The 18,808-nt window shown below is 69.8% G+C and carries 13 protein-coding genes; 7 read left to right on the plus strand and 6 right to left on the minus strand.

What is annotated here, in order from left to right; genetic code table 11:
* Positions 1-67: 67 nt before the first annotated feature.
* Both sucD and sucC read right to left on the minus strand, forming a co-directional pair.
* Positions 68-940, minus strand: coding sequence for a succinate--CoA ligase subunit alpha (gene sucD / locus ASG87_RS18380; RefSeq protein WP_056008652.1), 873 nt, complete (start codon positions 938-940; stop codon positions 68-70).
* A gap of 14 nt (positions 941-954) precedes the next feature.
* Positions 955-2,118, minus strand: a complete 1,164-nt coding sequence (gene sucC, locus ASG87_RS18385) for an ADP-forming succinate--CoA ligase subunit beta (RefSeq protein WP_056008655.1) — start codon at positions 2,116-2,118, stop codon at positions 955-957.
* A gap of 387 nt (positions 2,119-2,505) precedes the next feature.
* Here sucC and ASG87_RS18390 point away from each other — a divergent pair, with 387 nt between their 5' ends.
* Both ASG87_RS18390 and ASG87_RS18395 read left to right on the plus strand, forming a co-directional pair.
* The gene (locus ASG87_RS18390) at positions 2,506-4,065 is read left to right on the plus strand and encodes an ATP-binding protein (RefSeq protein ID WP_082583090.1); all 1,560 of its coding nucleotides are present in this window, start codon (positions 2,506-2,508) and stop codon (positions 4,063-4,065) included.
* Between the two features lie 56 nt (positions 4,066-4,121).
* The gene (locus ASG87_RS18395; protein WP_056008661.1) at positions 4,122-5,546 is read left to right on the plus strand and encodes a sigma-54 dependent transcriptional regulator; all 1,425 of its coding nucleotides are present in this window, start codon (positions 4,122-4,124) and stop codon (positions 5,544-5,546) included.
* A gap of 7 nt (positions 5,547-5,553) precedes the next feature.
* On the opposite strand, the gene ASG87_RS18400 is transcribed toward ASG87_RS18395, so the two are convergent.
* The 4 genes from ASG87_RS18400 to ASG87_RS18415 form a co-directional block, all read right to left on the minus strand.
* Positions 5,554-7,113: a response regulator gene (locus ASG87_RS18400; RefSeq protein WP_200949142.1), complete on the minus strand. Its 1,560-nt coding sequence runs from the start codon at positions 7,111-7,113 to the stop codon at positions 5,554-5,556.
* Between the two features lie 71 nt (positions 7,114-7,184).
* Positions 7,185-7,631, minus strand: coding sequence for a response regulator (locus tag ASG87_RS18405; RefSeq protein ID WP_056008667.1), 447 nt, complete (start codon positions 7,629-7,631; stop codon positions 7,185-7,187).
* Complete coding sequence (locus tag ASG87_RS18410; RefSeq protein ID WP_056008670.1) at positions 7,628-9,424, minus strand: ATP-binding protein; 1,797 nt, start codon at positions 9,422-9,424, stop codon at positions 7,628-7,630. Before ASG87_RS18410 ends, ASG87_RS18405 begins: the two co-directional genes overlap by 4 nt.
* A 138-nt stretch (positions 9,425-9,562) precedes the next feature.
* Complete coding sequence (locus ASG87_RS18415; RefSeq protein ID WP_056009154.1) at positions 9,563-11,815, minus strand: GH92 family glycosyl hydrolase; 2,253 nt, start codon at positions 11,813-11,815, stop codon at positions 9,563-9,565.
* Between the two features lie 173 nt (positions 11,816-11,988).
* Here ASG87_RS18415 and ASG87_RS18420 point away from each other — a divergent pair, with 173 nt between their 5' ends.
* The 5 genes from ASG87_RS18420 (at position 11,989) to ASG87_RS18440 (ending at position 18,610) form a co-directional block, all read left to right on the plus strand.
* Complete coding sequence (locus ASG87_RS18420; protein WP_056008673.1) at positions 11,989-13,044, plus strand: LacI family DNA-binding transcriptional regulator; 1,056 nt, start codon at positions 11,989-11,991, stop codon at positions 13,042-13,044.
* 107 nt (positions 13,045-13,151) lie between these two features.
* On the plus strand, positions 13,152-14,411 hold the full coding sequence (gene fucP, locus ASG87_RS18425; protein WP_235499696.1) for an L-fucose:H+ symporter permease: 1,260 nt from the start codon (positions 13,152-13,154) through the stop codon (positions 14,409-14,411).
* Complete coding sequence (locus tag ASG87_RS18430) at positions 14,408-15,382, plus strand: carbohydrate kinase (RefSeq protein WP_056008677.1); 975 nt, start codon at positions 14,408-14,410, stop codon at positions 15,380-15,382. The genes fucP and ASG87_RS18430 overlap by 4 nt, the downstream gene beginning before the upstream one ends.
* Positions 15,379-16,614, plus strand: a complete 1,236-nt coding sequence (locus ASG87_RS18435; protein WP_056008679.1) for an AGE family epimerase/isomerase — start codon at positions 15,379-15,381, stop codon at positions 16,612-16,614. Before ASG87_RS18430 ends, ASG87_RS18435 begins: the two co-directional genes overlap by 4 nt.
* Positions 16,615-16,639: 25 nt before the next feature.
* The gene (locus ASG87_RS18440) at positions 16,640-18,610 is read left to right on the plus strand and encodes a M1 family aminopeptidase (protein ID WP_056008682.1); all 1,971 of its coding nucleotides are present in this window, start codon (positions 16,640-16,642) and stop codon (positions 18,608-18,610) included.
* Positions 18,611-18,808 lie beyond the last annotated feature (198 nt).

Here is an 18,808-nt window from a genome sequence, read left to right on the forward strand (position 1 = left end):
CTCCAGAAATGACGAAGGCCGCGGCGGGATGCGCCGCGGCCTTCGCATTTTACGCGCTGCGGCCGGCTTACTTCATCAGCTTGGCGAGCGTCTTGCCCAGGTCGGCAGGCGACTTCACGGTGGTGACGCCGCCCTTCTCCAGCGCGGCGAACTTCGCCGCGGCGGTGCCCTTGCCGCCGGAGATGATCGCGCCGGCGTGGCCCATGCGCTTGCCGGCCGGGGCCGAGGCGCCGGCGATGAAGGAGACCACCGGCTTGGTGACGTACTCGCCGATGAACTCGGCGGCGTCTTCCTCGGCGCTGCCGCCGATCTCGCCGACCATGATGATGCCCTCGGTCTGCGGATCGTCCTGGAACAGCTTCAGGCAGTCGATGAAGTTCAGGCCGTTGATCGGGTCGCCGCCGATGCCGATGCAGGTGGACTGGCCCAGGCCCTCGTTGGTGGTCTGGAACACGGCTTCATAGGTCAGCGTGCCGGAGCGCGAGACGATGCCGACCTTGCCCGGCTGGTGGATGTGGCCCGGCATGATGCCGATCTTGCACTCGCCCGGGGTGATGATGCCGGGGCAGTTCGGCCCGATCAGCACGGTTTCCGGATGCTGCGCCAGCACGTTCTTGACGCGCAGCATGTCCAGCACCGGGATGCCCTCGGTGATCGCCACGATCACCTTGATGCCGGCGTCGATCGCCTCGAGGATCGAGTCGGCCGCGAACGGCGGCGGCACGAAGATCACCGACGCGTCGGCGCCGGTCTCGACGACCGCCTCGTCGACCGAATTGAAGACCGGCAGGCCGATGTGCTCGCTGCCGCCCTTGCCCGGGGTGACGCCGCCGACGACCTTGGTGCCGTAGTCCAGCGCCTGCTGCGCGTGGAAGGTGCCCTGCTGGCCGGTGAAGCCCTGCACGATCACCTTGGTGTTCTTGTTGACCAAAACGCTCATGGTTCGATTGCTCCTCAGGCCTTGGCCGCAGCCACGGCTTTCTGCGCCGCGTCGTTGAGATCGTCGGCCGGCGTGATCGCCAGGCCGGAATTGGCCAGCAGCTCGCGGCCCAGTTCCACGTTGGTGCCCTGCAGGCGCACCACGACGGGGATGGTCAGGCCCACTTCCTTCACCGCGGCGATGATGCCCTCGGCGATCAGGTCGCAACGCACGATGCCGCCGAAGATGTTGACCAGGATGGCCTTCACCTTGTCGGAGGAGAGGATCAGCTTGAACGCCTCGGTGACGCGCTCCTTGGTGGCGCCGCCGCCCACGTCGAGGAAGTTGGCCGGCTCGCCGCCCGCCAGCTTGATCACGTCCATGGTCGCCATCGCCAGGCCGGCGCCGTTGACCATGCAGCCGATGGTGCCGTCCATGGTCACGTAGTTGAGGTTGTGCTGCACGGCCGCGGCTTCGGCGGCGTCTTCCTGGCTCAGGTCGCGCATCGCGGCCAGGTCCGGGTGGCGGAACTCGGCATTGTCGTCGGAGTTGACCTTGCCGTCGAGCGCGGCGAGGTTGCCGTCTTCGAGGATGGCGAGCGGGTTCAGCTCGACCAGGGCCAGGTCCTTCTCGTTGAACAGCTTGTACAGGCCCAGCATGATCTTGGTCAGCTGGCCGACCTGCTTGGCGTTGAGGTCCATCGCGAAGCCGAGCTGGCGGCACTGGTACGGCTGCAGGCCCTCGACGAAGTCCACCACGATGGTGTGGATGTCTTCCGGGGTGTCCTTGGCGACCTGCTCGATGTCCACGCCGCCGTGCTTGGAGGCGATGAACGAGACGGCCTTGCTGTCGCGGTCCACCAGGATCGACAGGTACAGCTCCTTGGCGATGTCGGTGGCGTCGGTCACCAGCACCAGGTTCACCGGCAGCGCGCGGCCGGCGGACTGGTAGGTTTCCATGTGGGTGCCGAGCATGCCCTTGGCGGCGGCGCGGACGTCGTCGAGGCTCTTGCAGAACTTCACGCCGCCGGCCTTGCCGCGGCCGCCTGCGTGGATCTGCGCCTTGACCATCCACTGCGAGCCGCCGAGGTGCTTGGCGGCGTCGACGGCGGCGTCGGGGGAATTGGCAACCTTGCCCGGCGGTACGGCGATACCGTACTGCGCGAACAGCTCTTTGGCCTGGTACTCGTGGAAATTCATTCGATACCTCGAGTGAACGGGGGAAACGTAGGGACCGCACGCGACCGGAGCCGCACGGGCCTTGAGGGAATCGGACGGCGGTTCACGACGCGCTGCCGGCATGCAGTGCGCCGCTGCCGGGGGTCATCCAGGCGAGAACTGCGCAATACGGCCCGGTATTTTCGCGGAACCGGGCCCCGATGGAAAGGGGCGCGCCGTCCGCGGCCACCGCCCGCACCCGCCCGGGCCGCGCAGGAACGGGCCGCGGGGCTTCTATACTGGGCGCCTCGATCGCATGCCCGCCGCGGGGGAGTCCACGTGTCCAATACCGTCGCGCCCGCCTTCCCCAGCGCCCGTCCGGCCGCCGTGGCGGTGCGCCATGAGCTGTTCTTCCTCAACTACTTCCGCATGGCGCAGGCGCTGGTCTACATCGGCCTGGCCTTCAGCCCGCCCGGGCTGGAATGGCCCAAGCTGAACCAGCCCGACTTCGCCCACGGCATGTCGCTGCTGTACCTGATGTTCGCGCTGGGGGTGCTGCTGCTCACCCGGCGGCTGATGCCGTACGCCAAGCTGACGGTGTCGGCCACCCTGGTGGTGGACATCGCCGCGGCGGTGATGGCCGTCACCATGATGCACGACGCGCGCATCGGCATCGCCATGATGCTGGCGGTGAACCTGAGCGCCGGCGCGCTGGTCCTGCCGCTGCGGCTGTCCTGCTTCTTCGCCGCCATGGCCACCCTGGGCATGCTCGGCCATACCCTGGCGGAGACGTCGCAGGTCGACGCCTCGCCGGAGCTGCTCGAATCGGGCCTGTTCGGCCTGGCCTACTTCGCCAGCACCACCCTGTGCCACGTGCTGGGGCGCCAGTTGCGCGCCACCGAGGCGCTGGCCGAACAGCGCAGCACCGACCTGGCCAACCTGTCGCAGGTCAACGAGCTGATCATCCGCCGCATGAAGACCGGCGTGCTGCTGGTGGACGACGCCAACCGCATCCACCAGATCAACGAGTCGGCCTGGATGCTGCTGGGCAACCCCTCCGCCGACCAGCGCGACCTGGGCCGGCTCGCGCCGGAGCTGTCGCGCCGGCTGTACCACTGGATGACCTCGGGCAAGCTCGACGAGACCGCCACCCAGCTCGCCGACGGCGTGCCCGAGGTGGTGCCGCGCTTCTCCCGCCTGGCGCCCAGCGACGATTCGCACGTGCTGATCTTCCTGGACGACACCTCGCTGCTGTCGCGCCGCGCGGAGGAACTGACCCTGTCCTCGCTCGGCCGGCTGTCCGCCTCGATCGCGCACGAGATCAGGAACCCGCTGGCGGCGATCCGCTATTCGGCGCAGTTGCTGGCCGAATCGACCGACATGAACCCCTCCGACAGCCGCATGGTGGAGATCATCAACAACCACTGCGTGCGGCTCAACGAGATCATCGAGAACATCCTGCAGTTGTCGCGGCGCGAGCGCTCGCGCCCGGAGACGCTGGACCTGGGCCGCTGGGCGCACGCCTTCGTGGACGAATACAAGCAGGGCAACGACATCGGCGGCGACTCGCTGAAGGTGATCCACACCGGCTCGCCGGTGGCCGCCGTGGCCGACCCGCAGCAGTTGCAGCAGGTGCTGTGGAACCTGGTGCAGAACGCGCTGCGCTACGGCCGCATGCCGGGCGAGCCGGCGCGGGTGATGGTGGTGGTGCGCCACGGCGAGCACGGCGTCCCGCTGCTGGAGGTGATCGACCGCGGCCCCGGCATCGCGCCCAAGGTGGCCGCGCAGATCTTCGAGCCGTTCTACACCACCCACGAATACGGCACCGGCCTGGGCCTGTACCTGGCCCGGCAGATGAGCGAGGCCAACCAGGCGGCGCTGGAATACGTGCGCGTGGCCGGCGGCGGCAGTTGTTTCCGGCTGGTGCTGACGCCGCCGGCGCGCCATCCGTCCGACCCTGCCGACGGCGCCCGCGCCGCCATGCGTTGACCTTTCGGCCTGCCCTAGTACCCTTCGGGCGTTAACCGCGAGATTCCAGGCTGCCCATGACTGCACAGACCGTTCTGGTCATCGACGACGAGCGCGACATCCGCGAGCTGCTCACCATCACGCTGGGGCGGATGGATCTGCAGGTCGATGCGGTCGGCACCGTGGCCGAGGCCCGGCGGGCGCTGGGCGAGCGCAGCTACGACCTGTGCTTCACCGACATGCGCCTGCCCGACGGCACCGGCCACGAGATCGTCGAGCTGATCGCCGCCAGCCACCCCGACACGCCGGTGGCGATGATCACCGCCTACGGCAACGTCGACGCCGCGGTGAACGCGCTCAAGGCAGGGGCGTTCGACTTCGTCTCCAAGCCGGTGGACATCCAGATGCTGCGCCGGCTGGTGCGCACCGCGCTGAAGCTGGCCGAGGAACGCCGCAGCGGCGGCGGCCCGGCCAAGGCGGGCGACTCGTCCGACCGGCTGATCGGCGACTCCCCGGCCATGCAGCAGGTGCGCGCCACCATCGCCAAGCTCGCGCGCAACCAGGCGCCGGTCTACATTGCCGGCGAATCGGGCGTGGGCAAGGAGCTGGTGGCCCGGCTGATCCACGAGCAGGGCCCGCGCGCCGGCGGCCCGTTCGTGCCGGTGAACTGCGGCGCGATCCCGTCCGAGCTGATGGAAAGCGAGTTCTTCGGCCATCGCAAGGGCAGCTTCACCGGCGCCGGCGCCGACAAGGAGGGCCTGTTCCAGGCCGCGCACGGCGGCACCCTGTTCCTCGACGAGGTGGCCGAGCTGCCGCTGCACATGCAGGTGAAGCTGCTGCGCGCGATCCAGGAGAAGGCGGTGCGCCCGATCGGCGCGCGCGAGGAAGTGCCGGTGGACGTGCGCATCCTGTCGGCCACCCACAAGAACCTCGGCCAACTGGTCGAGCAGGGCCAGTTCCGCCAGGACCTGTTCTACCGCATCAACGTGATCGAGCTGCGCGTGCCGCCGCTGCGCGAGCGGCGCGGCGACGTGCCGCTGCTGGCCGCCTTCATCCTGCGCCAGCTCGCCGCCAAGAGCGGCACCGCGCCCGGGCACCTGCTGCCGGCGGCCAGGCTGGCGCTGGAGGACTACGACTTCCCCGGCAACGTGCGCGAGCTGGAGAACATCCTCGAGCGCGCGATGGCGATGTGCGAGGGCGACAGCATCGACGCCATCGACCTGATGCTGCCGCAGCGCCCGCTGCGCCACCCGGGCGAGCCGGCCGCGGCGCACGCCGCGCCCCAGCCCGGCGTACCGGCCGCGGCGCCGGCGATGCCGGGCGGCCACGCCACCGCCCCCGGCGGCGACGTGCCGCTGGACGACTACATCAGCAACCTCGAGCGCACGGCGATCATCAAGGCGCTGGAAGAGTCGCGCTACAACAAGACCGCCGCGGCGAAGAAGCTCGGCATCACCTTCCGCGCGCTGCGCTACAAGCTGAAGAAGCTCGGCATCGACTGACCGCCCGCTACGGCCGCGCCTCTTCGGCCACCAGCGCCTTGCGCATCGTGCGCAGCAGGGTGCGCACGCGCACCGGCTTGTCCACGATGTGCAGCCGCTCCAGCGCGGGCAGTTCCTCCAGGTCCGGCGGCGCGTCCGGGTGCGCCAGCAGGATCACCCCCTGCCGGTAGCCGTGCTCGAGCAGCGCCGCCAGCGTGCGCACGCCGGTGAACAGGTTCATCTCCGCATCCATCACCACCAGGTCCGGCAGGCCGTACGCCTCGATCCACTGCAGCGCCGCGGTGCCGCTCTGGCTGGCGTGCGCCTGGTAGCCGTAGCTGGCCAGGGCATCCACCAGCATCGACAACTGCCCGGCCTCCTCCACCACCACCAGCACGTGCTCGGCCTGGCCCTGCAGGCCGTCGGCGTCGAGCTCGGCCCGGTCGTTCTCCAGTTCCTCCAGCGGGATGTAGAGGTGGAAGCACGTGCCCTCGCCGGGCGTGCTCTCCACCCGCATCACGCCGCCGTGGCTGGCGACGATGCGCTTGCACGACAGCAGGCCAAGCCCGGTGCCGTTCTCCTTGGTGGTGAAGAACGGCTCGAACAGGCGCCGCAGGGTTTCCTGCGACATGCCCACGCCGGTGTCGGCCACGGTGATCCGCAAGTAGCGGCCCGCATGCGGCTGCTCCTCGGGCATGAAGAAATCCGGCGGCAGCTCGCACTGCGTCGTGCCGATCCGCAGGCGGCCGCCGTCGGGCATCGCCTGGATCGCGTTGAGGCACAGGTTGAGCAGGCACTGCTGCAGCTCGGTATGGTTGCCCTCGAACGAGAGCTCGGCGTCTTCCATCGCCATTTCCATCGTCACCGCGCGCGGCACGCTGCCCTGCAGCAGCAGGCCCAGCGCGTCCAGCAGCGCGCCCAGCCGGACCTGCTCCGCGCGCCGCGCGCCGCGCGCGAACGACAGCATCGACTGCACCATCTGCAGGCCGCGCCGGCCGCAGTCGCGCACCAGCGTGCCCAGCCGCGCCAGGCGCGGGTCGTCCTGGTAGTCCTGCAGGCTGTCGCCGGCCAGCAGCAGGGGCTGCAGCAGGTTGCGCAGGTCGTGGCTCAGGCCGCCGGCAAGCATCGCCAGGCTCTCGAAGCGCTGCGCGCGGATCATCTCCTCCTCCGCACGGCGCTTGGCCTGCACCGCCGCGGCCTCGGCCAGCGCGCGCCGCACCGCGCTGGCCAGCCGCGCCGGGTTCTGCTTGAGGATGTAGTCGGTGGCGCCGTTGCGCAGCGCCTCGATCGCCGCCTCCTCGCCGAGGGTCGCCGAGACGAAGATGAACGGGGTGTCCTCGTCGTGCCGGCGCAGCAGCTCCAGCGCGCGCTGGCCGGAGAACCCGGGCAGGCTCAGGTCCGACAGCACCACCTGCGGCTTGAAGTGCTCCAGCGCATCGACGAAGCCCTGCTCGTCGTCGACCAGGCGCACGTCGTAGGAAATGCCGTCCGCGTTGAGTTCGGCCAGCACCAGTTCCGCGTCGAGCGCGTTGTCCTCGACCTGCAGGATGCGGATGGTCGGCAATGCACGATTCTGCCTGTTTGGCATGTGTGGTTCTCTGGCTTGCGCCATGCAACGGTCGGGCGCCCCCCGCGCCCTGCCTTGTTCCTAGCCGCCCTTCAGTCCTTGTCGGGCGCCTGATTGAGTACTGCCCAGAACTGCCCCAGTGTACGCACTGCCTCGAAGAATTGGGCCACGTCCACCGGCTTGATCACGTACGCGTTGACGCCCAGGTCCCAGCTTCGCGCCAGGTCGCTTTCCTCGCGCGAGGACGACAGGATCACCACCGGCAGGCGCCGCATGCGCTCGTCGGCGCGCAGTTGGGTGAGCACGTCCAGCCCGTTCATCCGCGGCATCTTGATGTCCAGCAGCACCACCGCCGGGTCGAACGGCTCGCGCCCTTCCCACTGTCCGCGGCAATAGATGTAGTCCAGGCAGTCCACGCCGTCCTCGACGTGTACGACCGGGTTGGCCAGGTTGGCCTCGCGCAGCGCGTCCATCGCCATCTCGGCGTCGGCCATGCTGTCCTCGACCAGCAGAATGGTGCGGATGTAGCGGTTTTTCATCGAATCCCCGACTTGGTTGAAGCGCCTGCCTCGACAGGCATGGAAAAGTGGAAGCTTGCGCCCTTGCCCGGTTCCGCCTCGGCCCAGGTCTTGCCGCCGTGGCGCGCGATGATGCGGCGCACGTTGGCCAGGCCGATGCCGTTGCCGGGGAATTCCGAGGCCCGGTGCAAGCGCTGGAATACGCCGAACAGCTTGTCGGCGTACTGCATGTCGAAGCCGGCGCCGTTGTCGGACACGGTGAACTCGTAGTCGCCGCGATCGTTGCGCTTCACGTCCACGCCGATGCGCGCCACCTCGCACTGGCCGGTGTACTTGACCGCGTTGCCGAGCAGGTTCTGCCACACCGTGCGAAGCATGTTCTCGTCGCCCACCACCACCGGCAGCGGCGAGATCTTCCATTCGATCCGGCGCTCGTCGGCGTCCGGCTCCACCAGCGCGCGCGCCTCGCTGACCAGCGTCTGCATGTCCACCGACTGCAGCCGCAGCGCGCCGCGGCCCAGCCGCGAGAACACCAGCAGGTCGTCGATGAGCTGGGCCATGCGCTGCGCCGCGCTGCCGATCACGTCCAGGTAGTGCCGCGCCTTGTCGTCGACGCGGTCGCCCAGGTGCTGCTCCAGCTTGCCGGCGAAGCCGGCGATGTGGCGCAGCGGCGCGCGCAGGTCGTGCGACACCGAATAGCTGAAGGCCTCCAGCTCGCGGTTCACGTCGGAGATCTGCTCGATCTTGCCTTCCAACTGGCGGTTCAGCTCGTTCACCTGCTGCTCGGCGAGCGCGCGCACGGTCATGTCGCTGATGGTCAGCAGCAGCACCGGCGGGTCGCCGTCCTGCTGCTGCATGCGCCGCGCGTTGATCACCAGGTGCCGCTGGACGCCGTCCACGGTGCGCTGCACCAGTTCGTAGTCCCACAGCTCGCGGTCGCGCAGCAGCACGTCGCGCAGGCGCTGCAGCAGGGCGCCGTCGTTCCAGGCGCCTTCGCCGACCCCGACCAGCGGCTGCACCTCGCGCCGATCCTCCTGCGGCAGGCCGTACAGCTCGCTGAAGGCGTTGTTCACCAGCAGGATGCCCAACTGCGCGTCGAGCAGGGCGATCGGCTCGCGCACCGCCTGCAGGATGAGCTGCGAGCGGCGCACCGCCTGGCTTTCGCTGGCCTCGGCGCGCAGGCGCTGGCCGATCTGCCGCTCGGACACCAGCACGATGATGGTCAGCAGCAGCACCTCGGCCAGCGCGCTGATCCCCATCACCCACTGGTTGTTGCGCAGCCTGCGCGTCGCGGCCTCGCGGCGCGCGTCGAGCAGCCCGTCCTCGTCCTTCACGATGCTGTCGATCACTTCCTGCACGTGGAAGAGCGTGGCCGCGTTGCGCATCGACGCGACCGCCGCCGCGCGGTCGCCGGCGGCGAACTGCGCCATCGCGTGGTCGATCAGCACGGTGCGGCCGCTGACCGTGGTCTCCAGCGCGCCGATGCGGGCCTGCTGGTCCTCGTTGTCGACGGTCTGCCGGCGCAGCGCGCGCAGCAGCGCGGGTATCTGCGCGGCGCCGGCCTCGATCTGCGCCCTGGCCAGTCCCAGGTCTTCGCCGTCCAGCACCCGGTAGACCGCGGCTTCGCGGTTCCGGTCGAGGTTGGCGATCTGGTAGGTGACCGATTTCACCTCCGCCGAATGGTTGACCCAGGTCGCCGCCTCCAGCGCCGCGCTGGCGCTGTTGCGCATGACGAAATAGGTCAAGGCCACGACCACGAAGACCGCGACCAGCAGGCCGATTGCGCGCCAGCGCAGTGCCACCGTGTTTCTCATGTCACCTCGTACCGCCGACCTGCCCTTACCGGCATGCCCCGCATTCTGCCATGTCTGGACGATCCGTCACCCGGTGCCCGCGGCCCATGCGGAAATGGGCCGGGCACCGGCCCGCGGCAAGGCGCCGGACCGCGGATTTCACGGCCGCGCGGGCTCGGCCTGCATGCTGAAGTGCAGCTCGCCGCCGGCAAGGATCTGCGCGTGGCGCAACACGCTGCCGCGCAGCGGCTTGCCGTCGAGGGTGACCGCGCCGACATAGGGGTGCGCGTCGTCCAGCGGCGCGGCGGTGACCGTGAAGTCCTTGCCGTTGGACAGGTGCAGCGTGGCCTTCGCCACGAACGGCCGGCCGATCGCGTAGGCGTCGCTGGCCGGCGCCACCGGGTAGAAGCCGAGCGCGGTGAACACGTACCACGCCGACATCTGGCCGAGGTCGTCGTTGCCGGCCAGGCCGTCCGGGCGCGCCGCGTACTGGCTCTCCATGATCTGCTTCAGCCGCTGCTGGGTCTTCCACGGCGCGCCGGCGTAGTCGTACAGGTAGGCCAGGTGGTGGCTGGGCTCGTTGCCGTGGGCGTACCAGCCGATCAGGCCGGTGATGTCCTCGACGTGCTTGAAGTGCGCCGGATCGACCTTGGCGTCGAACACGCCGTCGAGCTTGGCGACGAATTTCGCCGCGCCGCCCATCGCCCGGATCAGCCCCGGCACGTCCTGCGGCACGTACCAGGAATACTGGAACGCGTTGCCCTCGGTGTAGTCGCTGCCGTAGCCGGCCACGCTGGGATCGAACGGCTCGCGGAAGCTGCCGTCGCTCTTGCGCGCGCGCATGTAGCCGGTCTTCGCGTCCCAGGCGTTGCGCCAGTTGCCTGCGCGCTTCTCGAACGTGGCGGCGACGCCCCGGCGGCCCATCGCCCGGGCCATCTGCGCCAGCGACCAGTCGTCGTAGGCGTATTCGAGCGTCTTGGAGGCGCCCTCGGGCTCCTTGTCGATCGGCACGTAGCCGAGCTTCATGTAGTCGCCCAGGCCGCCGTAAGGCGCATAGGTGGCGCTGGCGACCATCGCGTCCAGCGCCTTGCCGGCGTCGAAGCCGCGCACGCCCTTGACGTAGGCGTCGGCGATCACCGGCACGGCGTGGTAGCCGATCATGCACCAGGTCTCCAGGCCCTGGTACGCCCATACCGGCAGGATGCCGAACGGGCTGGCCTTGCGCGCGGCGACCAGCGAGCGGATGAAGTCCGTGCTGCGGCCGGGGTTGAGCAGCACCATCAGCGGCTGCTGTGCGCGGTACACGTCCCACAGCGACCAGGTGGAATAGAACTCGAAGTCCTTCGCCGTGTGCACCGCATGGTCCGGGCCGCGGTACTCGCCGTTCGCGTCCATGCTCAGCGTGGGCGACAGCATGGCGTGGTACAGCGCGGTGTAGAACTGGGTCTGCGCCGCCGCCGGCGCATCGATGTCGACCACCGCCAGCGCCTTGTCCCAGGCGGTTTTCGCCTCGGCGCGGCGGGCGTCGAAATCCCAGCCCTTGCCGTCCTGGTCGAGGTTGGCGACCGCGTTGGCCGCGCTCACCGGCGAGATCGCCACCTTCACTTCCAGCGGCTTGTCCAGCTTGCCGAAGTCGAACACCCCGACCAGGGCGCGGCCGTTCTGGGCATCCTTGTCCTGCGGCTGGTTGCCCGGCCCCTTGAAGCCCTTGTACGGCACGTCCTGCTCGCGGTTGGTCAGCTCGCGCGACACCATCGGCCGCGAGAAGCGCATCGCGAAGCACAGCTCGCGCCCGGGCGCCCAGCCGCGCGTGGTGCGGCAGCCGGTGACGGTGCCGTCGGCATGCGCCTGCAGGTTCGACCACAGCACCTTGCCCGGGTAGTCGTAGATGCTCGGGCGCAGGTCCAGCAGCAGGTGCGCCGGCTTGTCCGCCGGGAAGGTGTAGCGGTGCCAGCCGACCCGGCGGCCGGCGGTCAGCTCGGCGCGCACGCCGTAGTCGCTCAGGGTGACCGCGTAGTAGCCGGCCTGCACCACCTCGCTGTCGTGCGAGAAGCGCGAGCGGTAGCCGCTGCCCGGCCGCTCCGGGTCGCCCGGCTCGGTCTTCACCTCGCCGGCGATCGGCATCACCAGCACGTCGCCCAGGTCGGAGTGGCCTGAGCCGGAGAAGTGCGTATGCGAGAAACCCAGGATGCTGGAATCGCCGTACTGGTAGCCGGCGGCCCACTTGTAGCCGTGCTTGAAGTCCGGCATCGCGGTGTCCGGCGACAACTGGACCATCCCGAACGGCACCGTCGCGCCGGGGAAGGTATGGCCGTCGCCGCCCGTGCCGATGCGCGGATCGACCGCCGAGGCATGGCCCGGCGCGGCATCGTCCGGCAGGCCCAGGGCAAGCCCCGGCGACAGGCAGGCCATGGCGGCGATCAACAAGGTGTACCGACCGTGGGTCATCGGGGCTTCTCCAGATTTGGATCGTTCTAAATCAGGCAAAACTAGCATTGCCCCGCGCGTCGTGCATGTTGCGCTGCGTGATGAGCGCCCGCGGCGGGATCGGCTACATTTGGATCGTTCCAATTCAGGCAACGGCCATGGAAAGCAACACGCCAATCCGCCGCAAGATCACCCTGAGCGACATTGCGGCCGGGTGCGGCGTCTCGCGCGCCACCGTTTCCCTGGTGCTGCGCGGCAGCCCCCTGGTCAACCGGAAGACCCGCGCCCGCGTCGAAGAGGAACTGCGCCGGCAAGGCTACGTCTACAACCGCATGGCGGCCAACCTGCGCCGGCGCACCTCGTCCGGCATCGCGCTGGTGCTGAACGAACTGGCCAACCCGTTCTTCGCGGAATTCGCCGCCGGCGTGGACGAGGTGGTCGGCGAGGCCGGCTTCGTCACCCTGCTCGGCTGCACCAACGAGTCGCCGGCGCGCGAGCAGGCCGTGCTCGGCTCGCTGATCGAGCACGGCCCGGCCGGCATCATCCTGTCGCCGGCCGAGCACAGCGACGCCTCGCAGGTGCTCGCCGCGGTGGGCGCGCAGACGCCGCTGCTGCTGTTCAACCGCGAACTCGGCGGCAGCCTGCCCGAGTTCGCGCACTGGGACCGCCTCACCCTGGACAACCAGCACGGCACCCGCCTCGCCACCGAGCACCTGATCGCCCGGGGCCACCGGCGCATCGCCTTCTTCGGCGGCCACCGCGATTCCAGCTCGTGCCGCCAGCGGCATGCCGGCTACGCCGAGGCGATGCAGGCCGCCGGCCTGCCGATCGAGCCGCACTGGCAGGTGGAATGCGCGCCGACCCGGCTGGCCGCGGCCGCCCAGACCCCCGCCCTGTTCGCCGCCGCGCCGGCCCCCACCGCCGCCGTCTGCTACAACGACGCCGTGGCGCTGGGCCTGGTCCTGGGCCTGAACCAGCGCGGCCTGCATCCGGGCCGGGATTTCGCGCTGACCGGCTTCGACGACATCGCCGAAGCGCAGTTGAGCGCGCCGCCGCTGACCACCCTGGCCGCCGCCCCGCGCGCGCGCGGGCGCCAGGCGGCCGAGCTGCTGCTGCAACGCCTGCGCGAGCCGCAGGCCGAACCCCGCCATACCATCGTGCCCGTGCAACTGGTGATCCGCGAAAGCAGTTGCGCGCCTTCCGACCGATCCTAGCCTCTCTGACCCCAGCCTCCGGAGTTCCCATGGCCTTCGCCGCCTCGCCGAATCCGCCCGTGCGCGCCACCGCCCAGCCCGGTGGCACCCGCTACACCGACTACCCGATGGCCCTCGGGGTGATGACCACGATCTTCTTCATGTGGGGCTTCCTCACCTGCCTCAACGACATCCTGATCCCGCACCTGAAGGCGGTGTTCGAGCTGAACTACACGCGCGTGATGCTGGTGCAGTTCACCTTCTTCGGCGCGTACTTCCTGATGTCGCTGCCGGCCGGGCGGGTGGTGGCGAGGCTCGGCTACAAGCAGAGCATCGTGACGGGGCTGGTGGTGGCCGGCCTCGGCGCGGCGGGCTTCTGGCCCGCCGCGCAACTGCGCAGCTACGGGGTGTTCCTGGCCGCGCTGTTCGTGCTCGCCACCGGCATCACCCTGCTGCAGGTGGCGGCCAACCCGTACGTGGCGCTGCTTGGGCCCGAGCGCACCAGCTCGAGCCGGCTGACCCTGGCGCAGGCGCTCAACTCGCTCGGCACCACGCTGGCGCCGCTGTTCGGCGGCCTGCTGATCCTCTCCTCGACGGTGCTGGGCTCGAGCCAGATCGCCGCGCTGTCGCCGCCCGAGCGGCTGGCCTACCGCGTACAGGAAGCGCAATCGGTGCAGGGCCCCTACCTCGGCCTGGCCGTGGCCCTGCTGGTGCTGGCGCTGATCGTGTGGCTGTTCCGGCTGCCCGCGCTCACCGAGACCACCGAGCGCGCCGACCGCGAGCGCCACACCCTGGCCGACGCCCTGCGCCATCGCCACGTGCGCTTCGGCGTGCTGGCGATCTTCTTCTATGTCGGCGCGGAGGTGTCGATCGGTAGCTTCATGGTGAACTACCTGTCGCTGCCCGGCATCGGCGGCCTCAGCGAGGCGCATGCCGCGCATTACGTCGCGTTCTACTGGGGCGGCGCGATGGTGGGCCGGCTGGTCGGCTCGGCGCTGCTGGCCTGGCTCGACCCGCGCAAGCTGCTGGCGCTGTTCGCCGCGGTGGCCGCGGCGCTGGTGCTCACCACGATGCTCAGCCACGGCAACGTGGCCATGGTCAGCGTGATCGCGATCGGCCTGTTCAACTCGATCATGTTCCCGACCATCTTCGCACTCGGCATCGAGCGCCTCGGCCCGCTGACCGGCAAGGCGTCCAGCCTGCTGATCATGGCCATCGTCGGCGGCGCGCTGGTGCCGCTGGCGCAGGGCTTCCTGGCCGACCGCATCGGCGTGCAGCATGCCTTCGTGCTGCCGCTGCTGTGCTACGGCTTCATCGTGTTCTACGGCCTGAACGGCTCGCGGCCCGATCCCGTCCAGCGTCCCCAGGCCGGGGCCGGCGCTCGATGAGCCGTCCGATACTCTGCTTCGGCGAGGCGCTGATCGACTTCCACGCCGAGGGCTTCGACGACGCCGGCTTCGCCCGTTCCTTCGTGCCCTTCGCCGGCGGTGCGCCGGCCAACGTGGCGGTGGCGGCGGCGCGGCTGGGCGAAGCCGCGCGCTTCGCCGGCATGCTCGGCAGCGACGCGTTCGGCGACTTCCTGCTCGACAGCCTACGCCGCGCCGGCGTGGGCACCGACGACGTCGCCCGCACCGACGCGGCGAATACCGCGCTGGCCTTCGTCACCCTGGATGCGCGCGGCGAGCGCAGCTTCAGCTTCTACCGCGGCCCGTCGGCCGACCTGCTGTTCCGGCCGGAGCACTTCCGCCCGGCCGCCTTCGACGGCGTGGCCGTGTTCCACGTCTGCTCCAACAGCATGACTGACCCGGCGCTGGCCGAGGCCACCCGCGAAGGCATGCGGCGCGCGCGCGCCGCCGGCGCGCTGGTCAGCTTCGACCTCAACCTGCGCCCGGCGCTGTGGCCGGAGGGGCTCGATGCGCGGCCGCTGCTGTGGCCGGCGCTGCACCTGGCCGACGTGGTGAAGCTGTCCGCCGAGGAGTTCGCCTGGCTGGCGGTCGACGGCGAGCAGGCGGCGCTGGACCGGCTGTGGAACGGCCGCGCGCGGCTGCTGGTGGTCACCGACGCGGACAGGCCGCTGCGCTGGTTCCACCCGGACGCCGAGGGCGAGCTGCCCTGCTACCGGGTCGAGGCGGTGGACAGCACCGCCGCCGGCGACGCCTTCGTCGGCGGCCTGCTGAGCCAGCTCGCGCAGCTCGACGGCGCCGACCGGCTCGACCGCCTGGTCGCCGCTCTGCCGCGGCTGCACGCGGCCCTGCGCTTCGCCGCCGCCTGCGGCGCGCTCACCGTCACCCGCCGCGGCTCGTTCGAGGCCATGCCAGGCCGGGACGAAGTCGCCGCCTTCATGGAAACCCACGCATGAGTTCCACGCCCGCCCTCCCCGACTTCCGCTCCGAAGCGTTCCTGCGCGGCCACGTCGCGCAGACGATGGCGTTCTACCACCCGCGCGCGATCGACCCGGCCGGCGGCTTCTTCCATTACTTCAAGGACGACGGCACGATCTACGACCGCAGCCACCGGCACCTGGTGAGCAGCACGCGCTTCGTCTTCGACTACGCGCAGGCGGCGATGGAGTTCGAGCAGCCCGCCGGGCTGCGCGGCGAATACCTCGACGCCGCGCGGCACGGCCTGCGCTACCTGCGCGAGGTGCACCGCGACGCGGCCAGCGGCGGCTACGCGTGGACGATCCGCGACGGCCGGCCGGACGACCGCACCAACTACGCCTACGGCGCCGCCTTCGTCCTGCTCGCCTGCGCCAGCGCGCGCAAGGCCGGCATCGTCGAGGCCATGCCGTGGATGGACGAGACCTGGGAGCTGCTGGAACGGCGCTACTGGGACGCCGACGCCGGCCTCTACCGCGACGAGGCCGACGCGCAGTGGAATTTCACCGGCTACCGCGGCCAGAACGCCAACATGCACATGTGCGAGGCGATGCTGGCGGCCTACCAGGCCAGCGACGAGCCGCGCTACCTCGAACGCGCGCTCACCCTGGCCGACAACATGACCCGCCGCCAGGCTGCGAAGGCCGACGGCCTGGTGTGGGAACACTACGACGTCCACTGGAACATCGACTGGAACTACAACCGCGACGACCCCAGGCACCTGTTCAAGCCGTGGGGCTTCCAGCCGGGGCACCAGACCGAGTGGGCCAAGCTGCTGCTGATCCTGGAGGCACTGCTGCTCGAACGCGGCCGCGAGGAACGCTGGCTGCTGCCGACCGCCCGCCACCTGTTCGACACCGCGCTGGCGCGCGCCTGGGACGAGACCCACGGCGGCATCTGCTACGGCTTCGCGCCGGACGGCTCCGTCTGCGACGGCGACAAGTACTTCTGGGTGCAGGCCGAGTCGCTCGCCGCCGCCGCGCTGCTGCACGCGCGCACCGGCCTGGCCGCCTATGACGATTGGTACGTGAAGCTGTGGACCTATGCGTGGCAGCATCTGGTGGATCACCGCTACGGCGCGTGGTACCGCATCCTCACCCGCGACAACCGCAAGTACGACGACGAGAAGAGTCCGGCGGGCAAGACCGACTACCACACCATGGGCGCCTGCCACGAAGTGCTGGCGCTGATCCGCGCCGGCGGCACGCCTTAACCCACCTACGCTCCAGGGGCCTTGCATGAAGAAGATCGCGCTTTCCCTCGCCGGCAGCCTCGCCGCGCTGCTGGCGGCCGCCTCCGTGTCCGCCGCCGATGCGCCGGCATCGCGCTTCGATCCCCTGCAGACCTTCGCGCCGTTCGCCTACCCGCAGCCGGCGAACGCGTTCCGCACCGCCAGCGGCAAGCCCGGCCCGCTGTTCTGGCAGAACCGCGCGGACTACCGGATCGAGGCCACGCTCGATCCGGCCACGCGCCTGCTCAGTGGCAGCGAGACCATCGCCTACACCAACCATAGCCCCGACGCGCTCGACGTGCTGTGGCTGCAACTGGACCAGAACCGCTACCGCACCGACGCGCGCGGCGCCTTCACCAGCAAGTTCCCCACCGAGTTCACCGACGGCTACAAGATCGCCTCGGTGGAAGTGGAAGACGCGCACGGCCACCGGCAGCCGGCGAAGTGGCTGGTGTCCGACACGCGCATGCAGGTGCGCCTGCCCGAAGCACTGAAGGGCGGCGGCGGCAGCCTGCGCCTGCACGTGGGCTGGAGTTTCACCGTGCCTGGCGAATTCGGCGGGCGGATGGACGTGAACCCGAGCAAGAACGGCGAGATCTTCGAGATCGGCCAGTGGTACCCGCGCATGGCCGTGTACGACGACCTGCGCGGATGGGACACCGCGCCCTATCTAAACAGCGAGTTCTACCTGGAATACGGCGACTTCGACTACGCGGTCACCGTGCCGTGGGACATGATCGTGGCCGGCTCCGGCGAACTGGTGAACCCGCAGGAGGTGCTGACCAAGACCCAGCAGCAGCGGCTGGAACAGGCGCGCCACAGCGACACCACCGTGATGATCCGCACGCCGGCCGAAGTCACCGATCCGTCCAGCCGCCCGAAGCAGAGCGGCACGCTGACCTGGCATTTCCGCATGCACAACAGCCGCGACGTCGCCTTCGGCGCTTCCAAGGCGTTCGTGTGGGACGCCGCGCGGATGAACCTGCCCGAAGGCAAGACCGCGCTGGCGATGTCGGTGTACCCGGTCGAGAGCGCCGGCGACGACGCCTGGGGCCGCGCCACCGAATACCTCAAGGCCTCCACCGAGTACTTCTCCAGGCAGTGGTATCCCTATCCGTGGCCGGTGGCGATCAACGAGGCCGGCACCGCCGGCGGCATGGAGTACCCGGGCATCACCTTCGACCACAAGCGCGCCAAGGGCAACAGCCTGCACATGGTGGTCGCGCACGAGATCGGCCATAGCTGGTTCCCGATGATCGTGGGCAGCAACGAACGCCGCGACGCATGGATGGACGAGGGCTTCAACACCTTCATCGATGTCTACGAGGCGGACGCCTTCAACCACGGCGAATACGCGCCCAAGCGCGACGGCGAGTACGCGCCCGGCAAGGGCAACCCGGCCGACGAGATCGCCAAGGTGCTCGCCGACCCCGATGCGCCGGCCCTGCTCAACGGCGCCGACATGACGCCGGAGAAGTACCGCCACCCGGTCAGCTACTTCAAGGGCGCCTTCGGCCTGGTGCTGCTGCGCGAGCAGATCCTCGGGCCGGAGCGCTTCGACGACGCCTTCCGCAAGTACACCGCCACCTGGGCCTACAAGCACCCGAGCCCGTCGGACTTCTTCCGCTTCATGGAGAGCGAGGCCGGCGAAGACCTCGGCTGGTTCTGGCGCGGCTGGTACCAGCACAACTGGCAGCTCGACCTGGCCGTGCAGAAGGCCGAGCCGATCGACGGCGACTGGCGCCACGGCGCGGCGATCACCGTGGCCAACCTCGACCGGCTGGTGCTGCCGGCCACGCTGCAGGTGGTCTACGACGACGGCAGCAAGCAGGACGTACGCGTGCCGGTGGAAACCTGGCAGCAGCACCGCAGCTACGTCGTGCGCGTGGCCGGCACGCGCAAGGTCGCCTCGGTGACGATCGATCCGGCGCACGCCCTGCCGGACGCGAACCGCGGCAACAACACGCTGCGCCTGTAGGGGCTCGCGATCAGGCCGTCGGTCCAATCGCCTCGTCGTCATTCCTGCGGCTTTCAACGGCCGCAGGGCCGGTCGAGCCGGAAGCGCTTCTCGACAGCCGAAGGGTTGGTCGTCCAGCGTCGTTGAGCTTGGGAGCATCAAGTCACTGGATTCCTGCTCTTGCCCCCTTTTCGGGGTTCGCAGGAATGACGACGNAGG

The sequence above is a fragment of the Frateuria sp. Soil773 genome (assembly GCF_001428405.1).
Taxonomy (GTDB): domain Bacteria; phylum Pseudomonadota; class Gammaproteobacteria; order Xanthomonadales; family Rhodanobacteraceae; genus LMSL01.

Excerpts from the sequence above, each read along its gene's own strand:
- sucD (WP_056008652.1), bottom strand. The coding sequence starts at position 940 with ATGAGCGTTTTGGTCAACAAGAACACCAAGGTGATCGTGCAGGGCTTC.
- sucC (WP_056008655.1), bottom strand. The coding sequence starts at position 2,118 with ATGAATTTCCACGAGTACCAGGCCAAAGAGCTGTTCGCGCAGTACGGT.
- ASG87_RS18390 (WP_082583090.1), top strand. The coding sequence starts at position 2,506 with ATGGCGCAGGCGCTGGTCTACATCGGCCTGGCCTTCAGCCCGCCCGGG.
- ASG87_RS18395 (WP_056008661.1), top strand. The coding sequence starts at position 4,122 with ATGACTGCACAGACCGTTCTGGTCATCGACGACGAGCGCGACATCCGC.
- ASG87_RS18400 (WP_200949142.1), bottom strand. The coding sequence starts at position 7,113 with ATGCCAAACAGGCAGAATCGTGCATTGCCGACCATCCGCATCCTGCAG.
- ASG87_RS18405 (WP_056008667.1), bottom strand. The coding sequence starts at position 7,631 with ATGAAAAACCGCTACATCCGCACCATTCTGCTGGTCGAGGACAGCATG.
- ASG87_RS18410 (WP_056008670.1), bottom strand. The coding sequence starts at position 9,424 with ATGAGAAACACGGTGGCACTGCGCTGGCGCGCAATCGGCCTGCTGGTC.
- ASG87_RS18415 (WP_056009154.1), bottom strand. The coding sequence starts at position 11,815 with ATGGCCTGCCTGTCGCCGGGGCTTGCCCTGGGCCTGCCGGACGATGCC.
- ASG87_RS18420 (WP_056008673.1), top strand. The coding sequence starts at position 11,989 with ATGGAAAGCAACACGCCAATCCGCCGCAAGATCACCCTGAGCGACATT.
- fucP (WP_235499696.1), top strand. The coding sequence starts at position 13,152 with ATGGCCCTCGGGGTGATGACCACGATCTTCTTCATGTGGGGCTTCCTC.
- ASG87_RS18430 (WP_056008677.1), top strand. The coding sequence starts at position 14,408 with ATGAGCCGTCCGATACTCTGCTTCGGCGAGGCGCTGATCGACTTCCAC.
- ASG87_RS18435 (WP_056008679.1), top strand. The coding sequence starts at position 15,379 with ATGAGTTCCACGCCCGCCCTCCCCGACTTCCGCTCCGAAGCGTTCCTG.
- ASG87_RS18440 (WP_056008682.1), top strand. The coding sequence starts at position 16,640 with ATGAAGAAGATCGCGCTTTCCCTCGCCGGCAGCCTCGCCGCGCTGCTG.